The organism is Polymorphospora sp. A560 (genome assembly GCF_045781765.1).
Lineage (GTDB): Bacteria > Actinomycetota > Actinomycetes > Mycobacteriales > Micromonosporaceae > Polymorphospora > Polymorphospora lycopeni.
Window position 1 is genome coordinate 5,948,745 of record NZ_CP122282.1, and the last position, 18,179, is coordinate 5,966,923.

An 18,179-nucleotide genomic window follows, 5' to 3' on the forward strand; every position below is an offset into this window, starting at 1 on the left:
ACCTCACTCGCCCTTCGGGATCCGCTGGACGGTTGGCCGCCTGGTCGGCGGCAAGCCAGCAGCCTTACGGATGCGGTCGATGTGCTGCCGGTCGTAGTGGCTGACGCGCTCAATCGCCGACGGACCAGCCCCAGCTTGCAGCGCCTTCACGATCGCGTCGTGGAGAGCCTTGCGCTTCTCCTCTTCGGCGTTCTGGGCGTCTTCGTGCTGGTCGGATGCTGCCTTGACCTCGGCCAGGGCGCTCACCTTCGGGTCTTCTTCGTCGGCCATGCGGCTGATTCTGCCGCAGTCACTTGTCTCCTCATGAGACAACAGTGTAGCTTCAAGTTATAACACCGTGAGACATCGGAGTTCTGAGTGACACAGCTCGACGACGCCCCAGCGCACTACCCCTTCCTGAATCTCGGCCCCGCCGACCTCGGAACGGGCAACAACCTGCCCCGCTTCAGGAACCCGGAGCGCTTGCACCAGGAAGGTCACATCTACGTCCTGCGCTTCGGCGACACAACCAAAGTTGGCTACACGAAGGCAGTACAAGAACGCCTCACCAAGCACATCCGGACATTCAGCACGTGTGGTCCCCTCAACCGCCTCTGGGTCTCCGGCCCACACAGCAAGCCGGAAGCCAACGAGCAGGCACTCCTTGCCTTCTGCCGGGCTAGAGGTCAGCAGTTGCCGCAGAGCCGCGAGGCTTTCGCGGGTTTGGACGTTGACGAGGTGATCCGCTTCGCGGAAGCGCTGCAATTCGACCGGTACGACGCCGATGTGCATCAGCCGTGGCTCGCTAGGTGGGTCGCAGACCAGCGCGCCTACACCGAGCGAACCGGCATCGGGCTGTCACTCGAAGACTTCATGAGCGACGACTTCGTTCTCATTCGCCGAGACGTCTGGGAGCAGACTCGCGCCGAAGCTGCCGAGTCGATCGGACGCCTCTTTGGTCGCACTGGCGACGGACGTCAGATCCCACCCCAGCGGCCCTGCGACATCGAAGACGAGCTGATCGAACAGGTGGCGCGGCTGACGAAGCAGTCGGTCGCCGACGTGCTCGACCTGTCGTACATCGATCTGCTGCAACTGATCGGCGAACAGCGCATGCAAGTCGAAGCCGCCGAGTTGCGCCTCTACGCCATCAACGAGGGCCGCGACGACATCCGCTTTCCGCTCTGGCTGACCCGAACGGAGGCGCCGAAGTGAACCCGTCGCAGGTGCTTGCCGCCGCGCCCTCCACCGTTCCCGCCTCCCGATAGGAGCGCCCATGACCATCACCAACCCGCCACCGAAGCCCTTCGCGCTGGCCACCCTGACTACCGACAGCGGCAACCTGACGCTGCCGTGCGAGCCGATCACCGAGCACATCGTCATCACCCCGTCCATCGGCATGGACGAGCACGGCAACAGCCTGCTCATGGGCACCTTCCAGGTAACCCACCAGCCGTCCGGCCTGAACATGGGCGACGGGAGTGGCTGCATCAACTGCTGTCGGCGGGCCGGCCGGGCGCTTGCAGCGTTGAGCGTGGACTGGTCGCAGATAACCGTCGAGAACAGCCGTGAGCTGAGTGCCGCATGGTCGGACGAGGTCAAGATGTCCGTCGCGGTCGCGCGGACGGTCGAGTGGGGCTGCGACACCGACTACTGCGACTATCCGGAAGGTCCGACGGCGTTGGTCGAAAAGGCCGGCTCGGCGACCGAGGGTGCGGTGTCGGCGAGATCGTCGACATCACCATCAAAGGCGCCCGCGTCATCCGGGTCGACGACAGCCTACGAGGCTGGCGGCACCGACACCCTGCACTTCGAGTGCAAGGACAGCTCCGGCTGCTTCGCCTCCCAGGTCGAACTGGGCGTCAAGCCGGTCACCGTTGCCCACGCCGCCCCGCCGGAGTGGCCGCCGGTCCCCGGTGACCTGTGGCGGGACCGGGTCGGTTCCCTGTGGTTCGCCTACACCAAGCGCAGCGAGCAACGTGCCGAGGTCGTCATGCAGCCCGCCGATCCGGTTGTCGGGTACAAGCCGAAGACGCCGGGCCTGGTGATGAGCAGCGTTGGCCCGCTGACGCTGGAGTACCGGCAGCCGTTGAGCCCGCTGCCCAAGGCGGGCGAGCAGGCATGACCTCGATCCGTCCTCACCACCACATTGGCCCACTGAAGGCACCGTCTTGCGGCGGAACGCCGATCGCAGGGTACTCGGACTCCACGCCCTGCCCAGGCCGGCCGCATCCGATGACGCTGCCGAGCCGCGTCGGCGAAGCTATGGACTACGTCCTCAAGGACTCGCCCGACTGGCACAACCTGAAGACGTCGCTGTGGGATGCGCACGCGGCCCGGAACCTTCACTACGGGCATTCGGTCGACACGATTTCTCCTCTGAGTGGGCAGGTCTGTAACGGCGGTAAGTCGTGACCGCCCCGCTGCTGGACCTCGACGTTCCGGCCGTCAAAACGCCAACCTGCTCCGAGGGTCACGGCCCCATGATGCTGCGGACCGGCCCGCAGAGCCCCGAGTCCGCTTGGTGCGGCACCTGGCACGACTGCACCTATATCGGGCCGGGGAAACGCTGCTGGAACTCGCACCTGACGGCGTCACCCGAACTGCGCGCCTTCCTCGCCGAGCAGGCCGCCCGCTCTACCGGTGCGCGAGGTGACCGATGACCGCCCGCCCCGACTCCGCCGTGCTGGATCTCGGTGACCTGCCCGCACTGCTGGCCGACGCCACCCTGCCGCCCGAGTTGGCGACCGCCGGCCGGCAGGAGACGCCGTGCCCGTACTGCGGCGACCCGCTTCCCGGCCTACTCGCCCTCTGCTGGGGCACCGCTTCCGACGGGCGGCCGTGTCGCAGCCATGCCCTCGACGCCGACCGCACCTTCGAACGGAGCCACGAGAGTGACTGAGCCGAACTGGAAGCCGCTCGAAGCCGTCATCCCCGCCGCCGACTGCGGCGACTGGATGTGGATGGACCGCGGCGAGCACGACGGTCACACCATTGAGCACTACAAGCACCGCAACACCCGCGGCTACCTGAACCTCGATGAGTCCGGCAACGCCTGGCAGGCCCGGACCATCGAGTACGGCTGCCCCCCGTGGTGCGACGAGCAGCACGAGCACCGCCAGGACGTGTGGGTCATGGAACAGGTGCCGCTCGCCGAGGCAATCGAACAGGCACTGTTGTGACCGCCACACTTGCCGGCCCCGTCGGCGTCATCGGCTGGGACATCTCTGACGACGAGTGGCGGGCACGCCGCTCCGAAGGGTTCGGCGGCTCCGACATCGCCGCCATCCTCGGCTTCTCCACCCACCGCACCCCCTGGGAGGTGTGGGCAGAGAAGACCGGCGTCCGCACCTGGGCCGACAAGGAATCCCAGGTCGCCGACCTCGGCACCGCGCTGGAGCCGTGGCTGCTCGACCAGGCCGCGATCCGGCTTGACCAGCAGGTTCGCCAGCCGAAGTTCCGCACCTACGCCCACCCCGACCATTCGTGGCGCCGCTGCTCCCCCGACGGGCTCACCGACACCGGCATCGTGGAGTGCAAGACCGCCGGCCTGATGTCGTTCCGGGCGCCGGTCGGCTGGGACGACGGGGCGACACCGCTCGGCTACGAATTCCAGTGCCGGTGGACGTTGCACGTCATGGATCGGCCCCGCATCGACCTCGTCGGCCTCGTCGCCGGCATGGGGCTCGTGCACCGCACCATCGTCCGCGACATGGCCGTCGAACGGGACATGGTTGACCAGGTCACCGACTGGCACCGCACCCACATCGTCGAAGGCGTCGAGCCGCCGATCGGACCCGGCGACAACGAAGCCCTGGCCCGCCTGTACCCGCGGTCGGACGGCACCGTTGTTGACCTGTCCGACACCGACGCCTACGAACTTCAGGCCGCATACCTCGCTGCTCGCGCCGAAGAGTCCGCCGCCAAGCAGCGCAAAGAGGCTGCCGGGGCCGCGTTGAAGGCGCTGATCGGCGCCCACGACTCCGCCACCGTCGAAGACCACCTAATCGCGACCTGGTCGAACAAGAAGGGCGCCGTCGACTGGCCTGCCCTCGTTGCCGACCTTGTCTCCACCCACAGCATTCCGGCACCGAACCCGGACGTGTACCGCAAGCCGTCCACCCGGTCCCTGAACGTCAAGGAGTAGCCCTATGGCCACCAGCAACGGAACCACCGCCCCGACCAACGCCGCGCAGGCGCTCGCCACCCGCCGCGAAAACGGCGGCGTCGCCCAGAACACCATCGCCGACCGCATCCGCTCCATGTCCGCCGAATTCCAGCTCGCCATGCCCCGCGGCGCCGAAGCAACCCAGCTCGTCCGTGACGCCCTGACCGCGCTGCGGATGACCCGAAACCTGTCGAAGTGCGAGGACACCTCCGTCCTCGGCGCCCTCATGACCTGCGCCCAGCTCGGGCTGCGACCCGGCGTCCTCGGTCACGCCTGGCTGCTGCCGTTCTGGGACCGGAAGGCAAACAGCCACAAGGCGCAACTCGTCATCGGCTACCAGGGGCTGATTGAGCTGGCGCACCGCTCCGGCAAGATCTCGTCGCTGATCGCCCGCACGGTGTACGAGGGTGACGAGTTCGACGTCGACTACGGCATTGCCGACACCCTCGTCCACAAGCCGGACCTGTTCGGGGACCGTGGTAACCCGGTCGCCTACTACGCCATTGCGAAGTTCACGACCGGCGGCTACGCCTTCTACGTTATGTCGCACAAGGACATGGAGCGGTACCGGGACCAGAACGCAACCGCGCGGACCCGCGAGGGCAAGGTGTTCGGGCCGTGGGTCGACCACTTCGAGGGGATGGCGCACAAGACGTGCGTCCGCCAGTTGGCGAAGTACATGCCGAAGTCGACCGAGTTGGCGTACGCGCTCGCCGCCGACGAGGGCGTACGGGTGGACCTGTCGCCGAACGTTGATCCGGCCGAGTCGACGGAGCACCCGGACGTTCTGGACGGGGAGGTGGTTGCGCCGACGTCCGGACCGCCGGCCAACACCGCGGGCGACGAGGGCTGGCCCACCACGGCGAAGCCGGCCGACGCCAACGGTGGCGCCCAGTGAGCAACGACAGCACGGCGGACGCGTACACCACCGACGACGACGGGCTGACGATCCGCGACGACCGCGGCGCATCGCTGGTAGTCGAGCGGTTTGACCGCCACCGGATGGGTGCGTGGATCGCGCGGCCCGGCGAGAGCGACGGCCACACGGTGTGGCTGTCGCCGGACGACCGGCGTCGCCTTGCCGCCTACCTGCTGGACGGTGCGGCATGAGCTGGCACCTGAGCAACCTCTCGGCGTTCGATGTCGAGAGTTCCGGCGTCTCAGTCGACGACGACCGGATTGTGAGCGCAACTGTGGCCCACGTCCGTCCTGGCGAGCAGACCGAGGTGGCATCGCACCTGATCGCAGTCGACGTTGACATTCCGGCACAGGCAGCCGAGGTGCACGGCATCACGACCGAGTACGCCCGCGCCAACGGCAAGCCTGCGGCCGAGGTGCTGGAGTTGGTGGCTGCGCACCTGACGGAGCTGCAGGCGAACGGCATCCCGGTCATCGCGATGAACGCCAGCTTCGATCTGACCATGCTCGACCGGGAGCTGCGCCGGCACGGGCTGCCGACGTTGGAAGCCCGTCTCGGCCGGCCGGTCGGCCCGATCGTGGACGTGCTACTCATCGACAAGCACATCGACCGGTTCCGCAAGGGCTCCCGCAGGCTGGTCGACATGGCCGCCCACTACGCGGTCAAGCTGGATGACGCCCACAACGCCACCGAGGACGCTCTTGCCGCGGCCCGGATCGCGTACCGGCTGGCTCAGCGTGGGGCGCTGGCACTGGCGCATCCGGAGCAGGTGGCGGAGATGTACCGGGACCGCCGCTACCCAATGGAGTTGGTCCGGAACTTCCAGGCATTCGGTCGGCTGTCCCTCGTGGAGCTGCACGCCGCGCAGGTCGGCTGGGCTGCTGAGCAGGCCGAGGGGCTGGCGCGCTTCTGGTTACGACAGGCCAACGACTTGCAGCACCAGGCCGAACGGGCGTCAGACGACGCCGAGCGTGAGACGGCGCTCGCCGACGCGGAGGAGTTGCGGCAGCGCGCGGACGGCGTCTCCACGGAGTGGCCGGTTCGCAGCTTCGGCGGTGCCCGGTGACCAGCCCGTGGGAAGACGCGTCGTACGAGCCGTGGACGCCAACCGACGCAGAGAACGCCCTGCGGTGGGTGCTGCGGGCCATGCACGACGCCGCCCGCCAGCTCGCCGACCTGCGGAACGAGGAGGTGGCCGCCAAGCACGACTTCGAGGCGGCCAAGCGTCGGGCGTTCTTCGCTGGCGACTGCCCGAAGGTCGAGCGCGGCGGCTACACCGTCGCCGACCGGGAGGCGTACATCGAGCGGGCAACCGTCGATCAGCGGCAGGCGTATGAACTGGCGAGCGCGGCAAAGGAGGCCGCCCAGGACCATCTGCGGACCCTGAATTCGCAGTCGGTGGTCATGTCGGCGTTGGCGAAGAACGTGCACGCGACGTGGAACGTGGTCGGTGCCCGATGAGCCTGCCGCGCCGTACTCCGCTGTCTCCGATGTCCGGCCGCCGGCGTGCCCAGTACGCCGTGGCCGGGCTTCCGATTCCGTTCTCGACGCTGGCCCGGTCTGGGCATGTGCGGGAGTCGAAGCCGGTCAAGTCGCGCCGTCCAAAGGTGACCGGCCCGGACAAGGCGACGGTCGCCGCGGTGATCGCCCGCGATGGTGGTTGCGTCCGCTGCGGCCGGCCTGTGTCCGGTCAGCGCGGCGTCGACTACTCGATTCACCATCGCAGGCTGCGGTCGCAGGGCGGCGACAATAGCCTCACCAACCTCATAGTCCTCTGCGGTGATGGAGTTCGCGGGGATCACGGGTGGGCGCACCACAACCGGACCGCGGCGCTTGACCTCGGCCTGATCGTGTCCGGCATGGCTGACCCGGCTGAGGCGCCGGTCTCTCACCGCCAGCTTGGATCGGTGTTCCTTCTCGTTGACGGGCTGTGGCTGCCGCATGTGCCGTCGTGCGGCGACGAGCTGCATGGTGCCGATGGTGGCGCCTGTCCGGGCTGTGGTTGGGACTCCCATCCGATCCCGCCGCTGCCGGCGCCGCCGGTTGGTCGTGCGCCGTGGGAGGTGTGATGGCCCGCCGTAAGAACGCCTGCCAGGGCAAACGAGCGCACTCCACCCGCGAGTACGCCGAGCAGCATCGCGCCAGGCTTGCTGCTGCTGGCGCCGCCGCGGACCGGCTGCGCGCCTACGAGTGCGGGTTCTGCGGGCGCTGGCATGTCGGCCACCGCTCGTACTCGGCCCGAAGGCCCACGACCACGACGAAGGCCACCAGGAGGTAGCCCCATGTCCGAGAAGACCAAGCCGTTGCCGGCTGCCACTGTCAAGGCGATCCGCAAGGCCGGGCTGGCCGCGGAGGACAACGACGATGCCGTTCTGTTCTTTCTGGCCGGGTTCATGGTCGGCGCCGTCTGGTGTCCGGGTCTTGGAACCGACTTGTGGGCGGCGTACTGGCGTGCCGAGCCCGTAGTTCGGTGTACGAGCCGGGATGCGGCGGTGCAGCACATCCTGGACCGGCGTGACGCGGAGCAGCCAAGGGTGGCGCGGGCGGGCGGTGGCCGGTGATGGACCGGTCAGGCTTCGGGTTCGTCGGGCGGGTTGACGTCGACCTTCTTTCGGCGGCGGCCCGGGTGTGCCTCACGCCATTCGCGGAGGTCTTCTTCGCGCCATACCGGGGTCCGTCCGATCCGTCGGTGGGGTTCGGGAAACCCGGTCTTCTCACGGTCGCGAAGGTTGGTGTACACGGTCTTCCGGTCGACGCCGAGGTATCGGGCGACGTCGGCGGCGGTCATGTACTCCTCTTCCATAAACCCAACAGCGTAGGGTCTACCTTAACCCATCCTAGTTGGGTTAAGGTGATGGCAGACGGGTTAGCAGGCACTTCAACGCCTCACCCACGCACAGCAACCCACCCAGCGCGCACCAGCGCACCCACAGACATGCCCTACTCCCGAGGAGTGCCAATGGGACGCGAAATCAAGCGGGTGCCGATCGACTTCGGCGCACCCCTCAACGAGGTCTGGGCCGGCTACCGCATGTCCGACGACCTGCGCCTGCCAACCTGCCCCGACTGCAACGGCTACACCCGCGACGCCACCTACCAGTGGGTCGAGGGCATCGCCCAGCTCCTGCTCATGGTCGGCGAGGACATCGCCGACCAGCAGCGCGGGCGCCCCCTGCACCCCTACCTGTCGGCGCTCACCGTCTACACCAACCAGCGCCCCGCCGATCCGTCCGCGACCGCTCTTTCCGGCGGGCTGGCCGGCCGCCACCCGCGCGGCTGGGGCCACGACGCTATCGACTGCTACTCGGCCACGAAGGCCATCATCGAAGCCGCCGGCCTGGACTACGAGACGTGGGCTGTCTGCACCGGCTGCGAGGGTCGCGGCAACCTGGGCACGCCCGAGCAGGTCGCCGCCTACGACGCGTGGGAGCGGTCCGAGCCGCCGACCGGCGACGGCTGGCAGTTGTGGGAAACCGTCTCCGAGGGGTCGCCGATCTCACCCGTGTTCGCAACCTCGGACGAACTGGCGTCGTGGATGTCGGATCCGGCCCGCGAGCAGCACTGGGTGCCCGGCCACGTGGCGGCACAGTTCATCGCTGACGGTTGGGCGCCGACGTTCGTATCCACCCCGGAGACCGGGCTCGTGTCGGGTGTCGAGTTCGTCGGCACCACCGAGGGCGGTGAGCGCTGATGGGCTACGCGTTCTACACCCTCCCCAATGGCCGCGAAGCCGGCTACGACGTCCCCGACACCTGCAACCTCGACGGCTGCAACGAGCAGATCGACCGGGGAATGGCCTACCTGTGCGGCGAGGAGCCGGGCGGGGACGAGTACGGCTGCGGTGGCTACTTCTGCTATGGGCACCTGTTCTACGCGTACCCGCCGGACGGAAAGCCGCAGCGCTGCCCGGCTTGCATCGCCAAGGACGACGACGCGGATGGCGGTGTTCGCTGATGGCCGCCGAGCACGAGCAGGACACCGTCAACGAGACCGCCCGATGCTGCGGCAACAAGATGTGGCCCGCCGGCGAATCCCTCGTCCTTGCCTGCCAGCTCTGCCCCAACTCGCCCACCTGCGTGCCCATCGTTCGTGAAGCCGCCCGCAACCGACAGGCGGTGGCCCGGTGAGCATGCAGTACATCCGCAACTACTACGGCGTACCCGCCAAGCGCGGCATGCGCGTCGTCGCAGACGGCAAGCCCGGCGTCATCACCGGCACCATCGCGGCCAGCCTGCGAATTCGGCTCGACGGTGAAAAGCACTCAGCACCGTGGCATCCGACGTGGCGCATCGAGTACCCCGACACCCGTCCAATGTCGGCCCGCCCGTGCAGCTACCGGGGCGGGCGGTTGGTCGAAACCGTCAAGGTACCGGGGGTGTCCCGGTGACCACCACGACCACCCGCACCTGGACCATCGCCATCCCCGCACCGATCCGCATGAAGAGCGCCAACGAACGCGAGCACCACATGGTGGTGGCCAAGGACCGCCGAGCGTGGCGCGAAACCGCCTACGGCTGGACCGCCCTCGCCAAACTGCCGCGCGGCCTCCGCCGCATCCATGTCGACGTTGAGTTGCGGTTCACGTCGGCCGGACGGCGTGATGCCCACAACTACTACTCGGCCGTCGTCAAGCCCTGCATCGACGCCCTCACCCCGGAAAAGCGGGTCAAGACGAAGACCGGCTACCGGGTCGAGCGCGGCTGGGGCGTCATCCCGGACGACACCGCCGAATACCTCGACCTAAGTGCACCCCGGATCGGCCCTGTCGTGCCGAAGGGGGCGCACCCGTACGGGCTCGTCGTCCTCACCGTTACCGATCTCACCGAAACGGAGCAGCCATGACCACCACCACGCCCGACCCCACCGAGACTGTTGCCTACAGCCGCACCTCCGACGTCGCCAACATCGTCCTCACCGCCGCCGGCCGGCTCGACGGACGCCTCCAGCCCGCCCCGAACGTCCCCGCCGACATCGCCGCCCCGCTCGCCGCGATGCTGCAGAACATCGGGGACGCCATGAACGACGACTGGGCCACCGAAACCGAGCACCCGGACCACATTCCCAGCCACCGGTGGCTGGTCCAGCCGGGCTACTCGTCCGGCGTCTCGACGAACGAGACGTGGACGGATGCGCTCCGGCTGGCCCGCGCCATCCTCGGCCAGCCCGACCCCAACGCCACGGGTGACGGCCGATGAACGCGCCGCAGCGAATCCAGCGCCGCCGTACGGCCGGCTGGCGGATGCCCGACAACACCGTCTACGTCGGACGCGGCTCGAAGTGGGGCAACCCCTTCGCCTACCGCACCCACAAGGCCCTCGCCCGCTACCCCGGCGGAGACGACCCCACCGCCACCTGGGAGTACGAGGGCCGCATCTCCGGCGACGGCGCCCGCCACGACATGCACCACGCCGACGGCCGCATCACCGTCCACCACGTCCGCTACATGACCCGCGCCGAGATCGTCGAGATCTACCGTCACGCCCTGCTCGGCACCGACACCCCCTCGATGCAGGCCGCTTTTCCGAACGGGCGTGGCCGGTGGTTCGGCCGCTGGGTTGGCAAGGACGGCGACCGCCGCCGCGAGTACGTGACCGTGGAGGACGTCCGCCGCGAGTTGGCCGGAAAGCACCTCGCCTGCTGGTGCCCGCTCGACCAGCCGTGCCACGCGGATGTGCTGCTGGAAGTCGCTAACCGGGCGGTGATGCCGGTATGACTCGCCACTCATGGAACAACGCCGCCAACCCGCTCGACACCGTCCGAGACGAGGACTGGCGGCACCAGTCGAACTGCAGGGACCTCGATCCAGAGACGTTCTTCCCGATCGGGACCTCCGGCCCGGCGCTACTTCAGACCGAGCGGGCCAAAGCCATCTGCCGACGCTGTGACGTCATCGACGACTGCCTCAACTTCGCGTTGGAAACCGGACAGGACGCAGGCGTCTGGGGCGGCATGTCCGAGGAAGAGCGGCGCGCCGTCAAGCGCCGTGGTGGCCTGCGCGTGCTGAGGGCAGCCTGATGGGGCTCTTCGACCGCGTCACCGGCAAGGCGCTCACCGTCCACGCCTGCGGCATCGACATGGCCGCAGGCCGGCTCACCCGCATCCCGAACCGTGACGAGCCCTGCCCCACCCATGGCGGTATCGGGTGCGCCGACACGTACCTCTCCATGACGCTGCTGGCCCGCTACTCGGTGCGCGACTTCTGGCACCAGCGGCGGCGGGCTCGGCGCCGGAAGGCGGGTGCGTGATGCCCCGCCTCGCCCCCGACCAGCGACTGCTGAACGCCATCAAGAGCAACCAGGTCGAACTCGTCGACTTTGAGTACGTCCGCAAGGACACCGGCCGCTCCGTCGATGCCGCCGTCTACGACCTCGAGCAGCGGCACCTGATCACCCTCGGACAGGGTGGCCAGATCTCGATCACTATGGCCGGTGAGCGGCGCCGAACCCTCAAATCCGAAACCAGCGCCGAGCCCGTGGTTGCGTTCCAGGCGCCCGGAGGCGGCCATGCCTGAACTGCTCACCGGCCCCGCCAACGCTGCGGACCCGTTCCCCGAAGGCATCTGCACCGGCTGCGGCGACGAAGTACCACTCAACGACCTCGGGATGGTCGAGCAGCACCCCTGCCTGTCACCTGATGGCCGTAGCTGGATTCCGTGCCCCGGTGTGGGCCGCTCCCCGGAAGGAGGCCGCATGGGCCCATCGGTGGCCTTGATCGCCTGGACCCACTTCGAGGCGCCGGAGGACGTCGCGTGGTCGACCGACGCCGAAGGCGGTCAGGCCCTCGCGGAATTCGCCGGCCGGGCCTGCTACCAGTCGTGGAGCAAGCCCAATCCGGCGACCGCGACCAACGCCGGCTACCTCGCGCACATCCTGGAGGTCGGCCACCTGTCGGTGCTGGAGCACGGCAGCGTCACGTTCTACTTCACCGGCGTGTCGCGCTCGTTCACCCACGAGCTGATCCGGCACCGGCACTTCTCGTACTCCCAGCTCTCCCAGCGCTACGTACCCGAGCGCGACGCCGCCATGGTCGAACCCCGGGTGATCGCCGAGGACCCGGAGCTGCACAAGAAGTTCGTCGAGGCGACCGAGGCGAGCGTGCGCGCCTACACCGAACTCCTCGAAGGGCTGGAGCAGAAGGTTGCTGCCCAGGCGGCGAACTCGCCGCACAAGCCGTACAGCTACCTGCCCGGCCCCGCCGAAGGACGCGAACGGTGCCGAGAGTGCGAGCAGGTGTGGCCGTGCCCGCAGGCGCCCACGAAGACGGCGATGAAGAAGGCAGCACGGCAGGCAGCTCGCGCGGTGCTGCCCAACGCCACCGAGACCCGGATCGTGGTCACCGGCAACTACCGCGCCTGGCGGCACTTCATCGGCATGCGCGCCACCGAGCACGCCGACGTCGAGATCCGCGAGCTGGCCGTGGAGTGCCTGCGCCAACTCCAGCGGGTCGCCCCGAACGTGTTCACCGACTTCGTCGTCACCCGGCTGCCCGACGGCAGCGAGGTGGCGACGAGCCCACACACGGAGGAGTCATGAACGCCATCACCGTCGGCTACACCACAGCCCGCAACACCCCCCACTACCCGTCCACCACCAAACCGCACCACTCCGCCTGCGGACGACGCCTCACCATCACCACCGAACGGACGATCGCCCGCACCAGCATCTGCCAAATCTGCCGCGCCACCGTCGGCGAACCCGTCACCATTGTCCCCGCCACCGGCATCTGCACCAGCTGCGGCGACCACGTAACCCTCAACGACGACGCTGCCATCGAACCCCACCAGGCCCTGCACCCGCGGACCAGCCGGTGGATTGCCTGCGACGGCAGCAACCAGCCGGCAGAGCATCGCCGGCAGCCCCGCTACCAGATGGCGGTGGCCGCCTGATGCTGCTCTCCGACCGCGACCTGCACGCAGCCATCGGCGACGGCTGTCTCAGGCTCGACCCGTTCGAGCCCGAGCTGATCCAGCCGGCCAGCATCGACGTCCGCCTCGACCGGCACTTCCGCACCTTCAACAACCACGAGTACACGCACATCAACCCGGCCGTCGCCCAAAACAACCTGACCAGCGAAGTTGAGGTACCGAACGAGGAAGCGTTCGTGCTTCACCCCGGCGAGTTCGTACTTGCCTCCACCCTCGAAACCATCACCCTGTCCACCGGCCTCGCCGGGCGCCTCGAAGGCAAGTCGTCGCTGGGACGTCTCGGGCTCATGACCCACTCGACCGCCGGATGGATCGACCCCGGCTTCACCGGCCACATCACCCTCGAGCTGTCCAACGTCGCCACCCTGCCAATCCTGCTCTGGCCGGGCATGCGCATCGGACAGCTCTGCGTCTTCCGCCTGTCGTCGCCGGCCGAGCACCCATACGGATCCGCCACGGCCGGCTCCCGCTATCAGGGCCAGCGCGGGCCGACCGCATCCCGATCCTGGCTCAACTGGCGCGTCTGGCCCACCGGAGGCCCGTCATGAGCGGCTGGACCCTGCGCGTCCTTTGGCCGGTAGAGGACCCCGACCTGTACGGCGACGACGCCATCCGACTCGCCGAAGACGACCTGCCCTACGTCGCCGCCCGCACCGGCGCCGTCGTCACCGGTGAGCCCGTCTTCGAGGTCATCGACTGCGACGCTGACCGACCCTGGCCCGGCACTCCGACCGCGGTCCGCTGCATCGTCGCCGCCGAACCCGTGCCGGCCCGCGCCGCCCTGCCGAGGGCAGCCTGATGACAGAACCAGAACAGAACCGGGGTGACGTACCACGCGCTTACTGCGACGGCCGTCCCGCCCACGTCGCCTCCTCTGACGTCCTCACCGAGACGAAACAAGCCGCCCCGTGGCAGCACTGGGCCGCCCAACAGGCCGAGCAGGGGTTCACGAGCGGGCCAAATCTGTTCGGTCGCCGCCTTAGCGTCAGCCCGCACCGCGCCGCACGGATCATCGCCGCCGCGAACACCGCCGACCACGGCCGCAACGCCCAGCTCACCGCCTAACCACCAATCAGGAGGACACCCACCATGCCACTGCCCACCATGACCGGCACCGGCCCTGCCTAGCCAATGCCGCGTGTAACCCGCCCTGCAGCCGAGCGCTTCTGGGAGAAGGTCGACAAGAACGGACCGCAGCCAGCAGCGTTCCGGCACCGCGGCGTGTGCTGGATCTGGACCGCAGGGCTGATCAGCGCGGGGTACGGGCTCTTTCATGTGACCAAAGAGAAGCCTGCCCTTGCTCACCGGTACGCCTACGAAACGTTCAAGGGGCCGATACCTGCTGGGCTGCACATCGATCACCTCTGCCGAAATCGACGGTGCGTCAACCCTGGCCACCTAGAGGCGGTAACTCCTGGCGAGAACACCCGCCGGGGACTGTCGGTCTCCACGTTCAACCGGCTCAAGACGCACTGCCCGGCCGGGCATCCGTATGACTTCAAGAACACCTACGTCAGCCGAAAAGGGTCACGAATCTGCCGGGCCTGCGCTCGGGAGCGTGACCGACAGCCACACCGCAACGCCGCATACCGGCGTGCACTCAAGCGAAAGGAAGGAGCCTGATGGCTGGAGAACCCCTGATCACGATCATCGGCAACGCGACCGGAGACGCCGAGTTGCGTTTCACTCCATCCGGTGCCGCAGTCGCCACGTTCAACGTTGCCGTCACCCCGCGAGTCAAGAAGGGCGACCAGTGGACCGACGGCGACACCACGTTCTTCCGCTGCTCCGTGTGGCGGGAGATGGCCGAGCAGGTGGCGGAGACCGTCACCAAAGGCATGCGGCTGATCGTCCACGGGCGGTTCAAAACCCGGCAGTGGGAGAAGGACGGCCAGACCCGCACCTCGGTCGAAATCGACGTGGACGAGGTCGGCCCGTCGCTGCGGTACGCGACCGCGAAGGTCCAGAAGATGGCGCGCTCGTCCGGCAGCGGCGGCTTCGGGAACAGCGGCAGCGGCCAGGCCGATGACCCGTGGGCAACGTCGGCGCCGTCCGGGCCGACCCGCGGCTCCTTCAACGATGACGAGGCCCCGTTCTAGTGCGCGCATGGGTCGAGGTGCCCGCCTCAACGAAGGACGGCCCTGTACAGGTGCTACTGGACGCCGACGACTACCTGCGGCTAGGTGCGCGAAGGCTGTCGGTTGGCTCGCACGGCTACGCCCAGATGTTTGACCAGAAGCGCATGCAGGTGGTCCACCGATGGGTGCTCGGCCTGAAGGCAGGCGACCGGATGATCGGCGACCACCGCAACGGAAACCGTCTCGACAACCGACGCAGCAACCTGCGAGTCGTCAACCCAAGCGGATCAAGCCAGAACGTCGCAGGTCGCGGCAAATCCCGGTTCCGCGGCGTTCACCCCACCCCCTACGGGCGGTGGACCGCACGCGTGAAGTTCCGAGGCAAGAACTACATCCTCGGCACCTTCGCGACCGAAGAGGCTGCCGCCAAGGCCGCTGACACCAAACGCCGCGAGTTGATGCCGTTCTACGTGCCGCCGGAAGAGCGTGCCGCATAGAAACCGGCCGCCTGACCCAAGGAGCCCACTATGGCCGACCAGACCACCGCCGCCACGGAGGCTGCAACCACAGACGCAGACCCCACCAACGTCCGCCAGCTCCGTAATACACTCGCCGACTGCGTGGTCAAGGCCACCGAGTACGGCGAGCAGGACGGCGGATTCGTCGCCACCTACCTTCTGCCCACGGGTCCGATTCACCGCGCCATGACGCTGCTCCAGGAACACCACGGCATCACCGTCCGCCCCGGATACGACGGACGCGACACCGCCAGCCTCGGTTCCATGCCGCCCCACGCGCAGGTGACTCCCGAACGGGTTGCCCAACTGTTCCATGAGACGTACGAGCGGCTGGCGCCCGAGTACGGCTACCGCACTCGGGAAGCCAGCGCCAAGCCGTGGGCCGAGGTGCCGGAGCAGAACCGGGCGCTGATGGTCGCGACGTGCGCAGAGGTGCTGGCCACCCTAGGCACCGCCGGCCCAGCCCGCGCCCAGGGCGGGGTGCTCGCCGAGATTGCCGCCGAACGCGCCCGCCAGGACGCGAAGTGGGGGCCGCAGAACCACCCCGACGGCACCGGCGACTACCCCGAACAGATCGACGCCGACACCGCCAAGATGGCCTGCCAGAACGCGGCCGAAGGCGGCTACCTCGACTGGCTTCACATCCTGCGCGAAGAAGTGGCCGAAGCGTTCGCCGCGACCGGGCCGGAACTGCGTACCGAGCTGGTCCAGGTCGCCGCGGTCGCCGTGGCATGGGTGGAGGCAATCGACCGGCGGATGGCCGACCAGACGCCGCAGCAGACCTGACCTGCACAGACGCGCGGCCGAGACGCTAACCCTCTCCGTCGTGCAGCATCCCCGGCGCGGCCCCTTCCAGGGTCGCGCCGAACCCGTTCCACCGACCGAATCGAGGACCAACGATGAAGGTCAAGCCCACACCCACCCGCCCCCGGCTCGGCCCCAACGACCGGCAGGACTGCCCCTCCGACGGCTGCCGCGTCTGGCACGCAGCCCACGGCATCTGGCACACGTGCGGCAAAGACGAGCCGGTCAGGCAGCGGGCCGACGGCGTCACACCCCGGCGGGCCGCATGAGCGTGGTCCGGGCATGCGGAAACGGCCAACGTCGCGGGGGCGCCGGCCGTGGACGAACGCAGCTACTCGGCGGAAGCCGCCTGGGCGCGCTTCGGAGGCTCGCGGCCCGTCTTGTCCTCCACGCCGTGAGCACGGGCGATACGCCGCACATGCTCCGGGGTGTAGCCAGCCTTGGCCCCGACGTGGGAGAGCTTTTCGCCGCGGCGGACAGCCTCAGCCACCTCCTTGGCCAACTCTTCCCGACGCCGCTTCACAGTCGCCTCAGCCCGGTCAAGGGCTGCTTTGGCGCGCACTACGGGATCGGTCACGTCCCAAGTGTCGCAGATGACGGTGTCGCGATCGACACCTCTCACCTTCATGGAACATCCGGATCGCGATCTCAACATTGGCACATCCATGTGCCATACTCTACCGCAGTGGCCACGCCCCCAACACGGCGGACGGCAGGAGCGACCAACGCCTGCCCTGCCACAAACCCGCCCCTCATCACCGCAGGAGCGCGTACATGACACACCGCATCACCAGAGCCGCGGCCGAACTCCCCGGCAAGCCCCACGCGCTCTACCGCTTCTACGACCGCACCGACGTTCTCCTGTACGTCGGTATCACCATGGACCTCCCCGGCCGCATGAGAACCCACAAACGGGAGAAGCCCTGGTGGTCCGACGTCGACCACATCGCGGTCGAGCACTACACCACCCGAAACGCGGCGCTCGAAGCCGAAGCTGAGGCAATCCGGGCCGAGAAGCCGATTCACAACGACAAGCACAACGAATGGGTGACCGCTCCCGCCTCCGTAGACGACTTCGCCAACAGGATCCTGCGATACATCAGCGGAGGCAATCAGGAGGTATACGACAGCCTTGTCCGGCACGCAGTCGACGTCTCGGACTACGACAACGCGGAAGAAGTCCCTCTGACGGAGGTCGCTCTCCAGGCAGTCGGACAGCTGGACTGGGAACGCCACGTCCTGACGCGGAGTGTCCACGATGTCTTGGACGTGGTTCCCGACCCCCTCGTGGACCGCATCCTGGAAGAAAAGCCCATCGAGAACAACTCATTCACGCGCCTGAACGCCGCGCTCAACACCGTGGCCAATGAGTTCGCGAAGCTGCTTCTCGACAGCCTGCCTGAAGCTCAGCGGATGGACTGGCTGCAAGGCGCGGCTCACCTCATCCCTCCGGACGCCTTCGACGGAGAGGGCGGGGACAGGGTCCGAACCCACCTTGCTGCCCGAAATGCGCGCTACTGGCGCCTTGAGGGCCGCATGCACCCAGACCTCTGCAAGGCGACGGGCCCTAACGGCGTTCCCTGTCCGGAGCTTTCCACTCATCACGTCTGGCTCGCCGAGTGCTTCCGCTGTGGTTCCGGCGAGCCATGCCGCGGTCACAACGCCTGGTGCCAAGAGCACTTCAACAACGCCCTGCACGGCACCTTGCAGCGCGCAGATGGAAGTCGGTACCTCGTCGAACGCCACGAGCCAATCAGTCGCGAGCCCATTCCGTTCTGACGCCACTCAC

Annotated in this window: 37 protein-coding genes; 34 read left to right on the plus strand and 3 right to left on the minus strand. The window is 68.1% G+C overall.

From position 1 onward, the window contains the following. Positions 1-3 precede the first annotated feature (3 nt). Positions 4-270 carry a hypothetical protein gene (locus QCD66_RS26610; protein WP_375733282.1) on the minus strand — a complete coding sequence of 89 codons (267 nt, stop codon included), beginning with the start codon at positions 268-270 and terminating at the stop codon, positions 4-6. 87 nt (positions 271-357) lie between these two features. On the opposite strand from QCD66_RS26610, the gene QCD66_RS26615 reads away from it, so the two are divergent. The 13 genes from QCD66_RS26615 (at position 358) to QCD66_RS26675 (ending at position 7,627) form a co-directional block, all read left to right on the plus strand. Beyond that, complete coding sequence (locus QCD66_RS26615) at positions 358-1,194, plus strand: GIY-YIG nuclease family protein (RefSeq protein ID WP_375733283.1); 837 nt, start codon at positions 358-360, stop codon at positions 1,192-1,194. Between the two features lie 61 nt (positions 1,195-1,255). Beyond that, positions 1,256-2,104, plus strand: coding sequence for a hypothetical protein (locus QCD66_RS26620; RefSeq protein ID WP_375733284.1), 849 nt, complete (start codon positions 1,256-1,258; stop codon positions 2,102-2,104). Positions 2,105-2,214: 110 nt separating this feature from the next. After that, positions 2,215-2,394, plus strand: a complete 180-nt coding sequence (locus QCD66_RS26625; protein WP_407566838.1) for a hypothetical protein — start codon at positions 2,215-2,217, stop codon at positions 2,392-2,394. Then, entirely contained in the window at positions 2,391-2,642 is a 252-nt protein-coding gene (locus QCD66_RS26630; RefSeq protein WP_375733285.1) for a hypothetical protein, read from the plus strand. The genes QCD66_RS26625 and QCD66_RS26630 overlap by 4 nt, the downstream gene beginning before the upstream one ends. Next, the gene (locus QCD66_RS26635) at positions 2,639-2,881 is read left to right on the plus strand and encodes a hypothetical protein (RefSeq protein WP_375733286.1); all 243 of its coding nucleotides are present in this window, start codon (positions 2,639-2,641) and stop codon (positions 2,879-2,881) included. The genes QCD66_RS26630 and QCD66_RS26635 overlap by 4 nt, the downstream gene beginning before the upstream one ends. After that, complete coding sequence (locus tag QCD66_RS26640; RefSeq protein ID WP_375733287.1) at positions 2,874-3,161, plus strand: hypothetical protein; 288 nt, start codon at positions 2,874-2,876, stop codon at positions 3,159-3,161. The genes QCD66_RS26635 and QCD66_RS26640 overlap by 8 nt, the downstream gene beginning before the upstream one ends. Continuing rightward, a complete protein-coding gene (locus QCD66_RS26645) occupies positions 3,158-4,126 on the plus strand; it encodes a YqaJ viral recombinase family protein (RefSeq protein ID WP_375733288.1) in 969 nt (322 codons plus the stop codon). The genes QCD66_RS26640 and QCD66_RS26645 overlap by 4 nt, the downstream gene beginning before the upstream one ends. Before the next feature lie 4 nt (positions 4,127-4,130). Further along, positions 4,131-5,045, plus strand: a complete 915-nt coding sequence (recT, locus tag QCD66_RS26650; protein ID WP_375733289.1) for a recombination protein RecT — start codon at positions 4,131-4,133, stop codon at positions 5,043-5,045. Further along, positions 5,042-5,257 carry a hypothetical protein gene (locus tag QCD66_RS26655; RefSeq protein ID WP_375733290.1) on the plus strand — a complete coding sequence of 72 codons (216 nt, stop codon included), beginning with the start codon at positions 5,042-5,044 and terminating at the stop codon, positions 5,255-5,257. Before recT ends, QCD66_RS26655 begins: the two co-directional genes overlap by 4 nt. After that, on the plus strand, positions 5,254-6,132 hold the full coding sequence (locus QCD66_RS26660) for an exonuclease domain-containing protein (protein ID WP_375733291.1): 879 nt from the start codon (positions 5,254-5,256) through the stop codon (positions 6,130-6,132). The genes QCD66_RS26655 and QCD66_RS26660 overlap by 4 nt, the downstream gene beginning before the upstream one ends. Further along, on the plus strand, positions 6,129-6,527 hold the full coding sequence (locus QCD66_RS26665; protein ID WP_375733292.1) for a hypothetical protein: 399 nt from the start codon (positions 6,129-6,131) through the stop codon (positions 6,525-6,527). Before QCD66_RS26660 ends, QCD66_RS26665 begins: the two co-directional genes overlap by 4 nt. Next, positions 6,524-7,135: an HNH endonuclease gene (locus QCD66_RS26670; protein ID WP_375733293.1), complete on the plus strand. Its 612-nt coding sequence runs from the start codon at positions 6,524-6,526 to the stop codon at positions 7,133-7,135. Before QCD66_RS26665 ends, QCD66_RS26670 begins: the two co-directional genes overlap by 4 nt. Before the next feature lie 213 nt (positions 7,136-7,348). After that, positions 7,349-7,627: a hypothetical protein gene (locus QCD66_RS26675; RefSeq protein ID WP_375733295.1), complete on the plus strand. Its 279-nt coding sequence runs from the start codon at positions 7,349-7,351 to the stop codon at positions 7,625-7,627. Between the two features lie 8 nt (positions 7,628-7,635). Here the strand turns inward: QCD66_RS26675 and QCD66_RS26680 are convergent, their stop codons facing one another. Beyond that, on the minus strand, positions 7,636-7,869 hold the full coding sequence (locus QCD66_RS26680; RefSeq protein ID WP_375733296.1) for a helix-turn-helix transcriptional regulator: 234 nt from the start codon (positions 7,867-7,869) through the stop codon (positions 7,636-7,638). A 156-nt stretch (positions 7,870-8,025) separates the two neighbouring features. Between QCD66_RS26680 and QCD66_RS26685 the strand changes: the two genes are divergently transcribed. From QCD66_RS26685 to QCD66_RS26780, 20 genes are all read left to right on the plus strand, one after another. After that, entirely contained in the window at positions 8,026-8,757 is a 732-nt protein-coding gene (locus QCD66_RS26685; RefSeq protein ID WP_375733297.1) for a hypothetical protein, read from the plus strand. After that, the gene (locus QCD66_RS26690; protein WP_375733298.1) at positions 8,757-9,020 is read left to right on the plus strand and encodes a hypothetical protein; all 264 of its coding nucleotides are present in this window, start codon (positions 8,757-8,759) and stop codon (positions 9,018-9,020) included. Before QCD66_RS26685 ends, QCD66_RS26690 begins: the two co-directional genes overlap by 1 nt. Beyond that, positions 9,020-9,193 carry a hypothetical protein gene (locus QCD66_RS26695; protein WP_375733299.1) on the plus strand — a complete coding sequence of 58 codons (174 nt, stop codon included), beginning with the start codon at positions 9,020-9,022 and terminating at the stop codon, positions 9,191-9,193. The genes QCD66_RS26690 and QCD66_RS26695 overlap by 1 nt, the downstream gene beginning before the upstream one ends. After that, on the plus strand, positions 9,190-9,453 hold the full coding sequence (locus QCD66_RS26700; RefSeq protein WP_375733300.1) for a hypothetical protein: 264 nt from the start codon (positions 9,190-9,192) through the stop codon (positions 9,451-9,453). The genes QCD66_RS26695 and QCD66_RS26700 overlap by 4 nt, the downstream gene beginning before the upstream one ends. Continuing rightward, entirely contained in the window at positions 9,450-9,908 is a 459-nt protein-coding gene (locus QCD66_RS26705; protein ID WP_375733301.1) for a hypothetical protein, read from the plus strand. The genes QCD66_RS26700 and QCD66_RS26705 overlap by 4 nt, the downstream gene beginning before the upstream one ends. Beyond that, positions 9,905-10,261 carry a hypothetical protein gene (locus tag QCD66_RS26710; RefSeq protein ID WP_375733302.1) on the plus strand — a complete coding sequence of 119 codons (357 nt, stop codon included), beginning with the start codon at positions 9,905-9,907 and terminating at the stop codon, positions 10,259-10,261. The genes QCD66_RS26705 and QCD66_RS26710 overlap by 4 nt, the downstream gene beginning before the upstream one ends. Beyond that, positions 10,258-10,779: a DUF4326 domain-containing protein gene (locus tag QCD66_RS26715; protein WP_375733303.1), complete on the plus strand. Its 522-nt coding sequence runs from the start codon at positions 10,258-10,260 to the stop codon at positions 10,777-10,779. Before QCD66_RS26710 ends, QCD66_RS26715 begins: the two co-directional genes overlap by 4 nt. Then, positions 10,776-11,081, plus strand: a complete 306-nt coding sequence (locus tag QCD66_RS26720) for a WhiB family transcriptional regulator (protein WP_375733304.1) — start codon at positions 10,776-10,778, stop codon at positions 11,079-11,081. The genes QCD66_RS26715 and QCD66_RS26720 overlap by 4 nt, the downstream gene beginning before the upstream one ends. Further along, positions 11,081-11,311: a hypothetical protein gene (locus tag QCD66_RS26725; protein ID WP_375733305.1), complete on the plus strand. Its 231-nt coding sequence runs from the start codon at positions 11,081-11,083 to the stop codon at positions 11,309-11,311. Before QCD66_RS26720 ends, QCD66_RS26725 begins: the two co-directional genes overlap by 1 nt. Next, positions 11,311-11,577 carry a hypothetical protein gene (locus QCD66_RS26730; protein WP_375733306.1) on the plus strand — a complete coding sequence of 89 codons (267 nt, stop codon included), beginning with the start codon at positions 11,311-11,313 and terminating at the stop codon, positions 11,575-11,577. The genes QCD66_RS26725 and QCD66_RS26730 overlap by 1 nt, the downstream gene beginning before the upstream one ends. Before the next feature lie 178 nt (positions 11,578-11,755). Further along, positions 11,756-12,598 (plus strand): FAD-dependent thymidylate synthase, encoded by an 843-nt coding sequence (gene thyX / locus QCD66_RS26735; protein WP_375733307.1) that lies wholly within the window; start codon positions 11,756-11,758, stop codon positions 12,596-12,598. Beyond that, positions 12,595-12,951 (plus strand): hypothetical protein, encoded by a 357-nt coding sequence (locus QCD66_RS26740; RefSeq protein ID WP_375733308.1) that lies wholly within the window; start codon positions 12,595-12,597, stop codon positions 12,949-12,951. Before thyX ends, QCD66_RS26740 begins: the two co-directional genes overlap by 4 nt. Next, positions 12,951-13,538: a dCTP deaminase gene (gene dcd / locus QCD66_RS26745; protein WP_375733309.1), complete on the plus strand. Its 588-nt coding sequence runs from the start codon at positions 12,951-12,953 to the stop codon at positions 13,536-13,538. Before QCD66_RS26740 ends, dcd begins: the two co-directional genes overlap by 1 nt. Continuing rightward, complete coding sequence (locus QCD66_RS26750; protein ID WP_375733310.1) at positions 13,535-13,789, plus strand: hypothetical protein; 255 nt, start codon at positions 13,535-13,537, stop codon at positions 13,787-13,789. The genes dcd and QCD66_RS26750 overlap by 4 nt, the downstream gene beginning before the upstream one ends. Further along, positions 13,789-14,055 carry a hypothetical protein gene (locus QCD66_RS26755; RefSeq protein ID WP_375733311.1) on the plus strand — a complete coding sequence of 89 codons (267 nt, stop codon included), beginning with the start codon at positions 13,789-13,791 and terminating at the stop codon, positions 14,053-14,055. The genes QCD66_RS26750 and QCD66_RS26755 overlap by 1 nt, the downstream gene beginning before the upstream one ends. A 66-nt stretch (positions 14,056-14,121) precedes the next feature. Then, positions 14,122-14,613, plus strand: coding sequence for an HNH endonuclease signature motif containing protein (locus tag QCD66_RS26760; RefSeq protein ID WP_375733312.1), 492 nt, complete (start codon positions 14,122-14,124; stop codon positions 14,611-14,613). Continuing rightward, on the plus strand, positions 14,613-15,089 hold the full coding sequence (gene ssb / locus QCD66_RS26765) for a single-stranded DNA-binding protein (RefSeq protein WP_375733313.1): 477 nt from the start codon (positions 14,613-14,615) through the stop codon (positions 15,087-15,089). The genes QCD66_RS26760 and ssb overlap by 1 nt, the downstream gene beginning before the upstream one ends. Then, positions 15,089-15,565 carry an HNH endonuclease gene (locus QCD66_RS26770; RefSeq protein ID WP_407566839.1) on the plus strand — a complete coding sequence of 159 codons (477 nt, stop codon included), beginning with the start codon at positions 15,089-15,091 and terminating at the stop codon, positions 15,563-15,565. The genes ssb and QCD66_RS26770 overlap by 1 nt, the downstream gene beginning before the upstream one ends. A gap of 30 nt (positions 15,566-15,595) precedes the next feature. Then, a complete protein-coding gene (locus QCD66_RS26775; protein ID WP_375733315.1) occupies positions 15,596-16,372 on the plus strand; it encodes a hypothetical protein in 777 nt (258 codons plus the stop codon). Positions 16,373-16,485: 113 nt separating this feature from the next. Further along, a complete protein-coding gene (locus QCD66_RS26780) occupies positions 16,486-16,659 on the plus strand; it encodes a hypothetical protein (RefSeq protein ID WP_375733316.1) in 174 nt (57 codons plus the stop codon). Between the two features lie 62 nt (positions 16,660-16,721). On the opposite strand, the gene QCD66_RS26785 is transcribed toward QCD66_RS26780, so the two are convergent. Next, a complete protein-coding gene (locus tag QCD66_RS26785) occupies positions 16,722-17,057 on the minus strand; it encodes a hypothetical protein (RefSeq protein ID WP_375733317.1) in 336 nt (111 codons plus the stop codon). A gap of 107 nt (positions 17,058-17,164) precedes the next feature. On the opposite strand from QCD66_RS26785, the gene QCD66_RS26790 reads away from it, so the two are divergent. Continuing rightward, positions 17,165-18,169 (plus strand): GIY-YIG nuclease family protein, encoded by a 1,005-nt coding sequence (locus QCD66_RS26790; RefSeq protein WP_375733318.1) that lies wholly within the window; start codon positions 17,165-17,167, stop codon positions 18,167-18,169. The last annotated feature ends 10 nt before the right edge of the window (positions 18,170-18,179 follow it).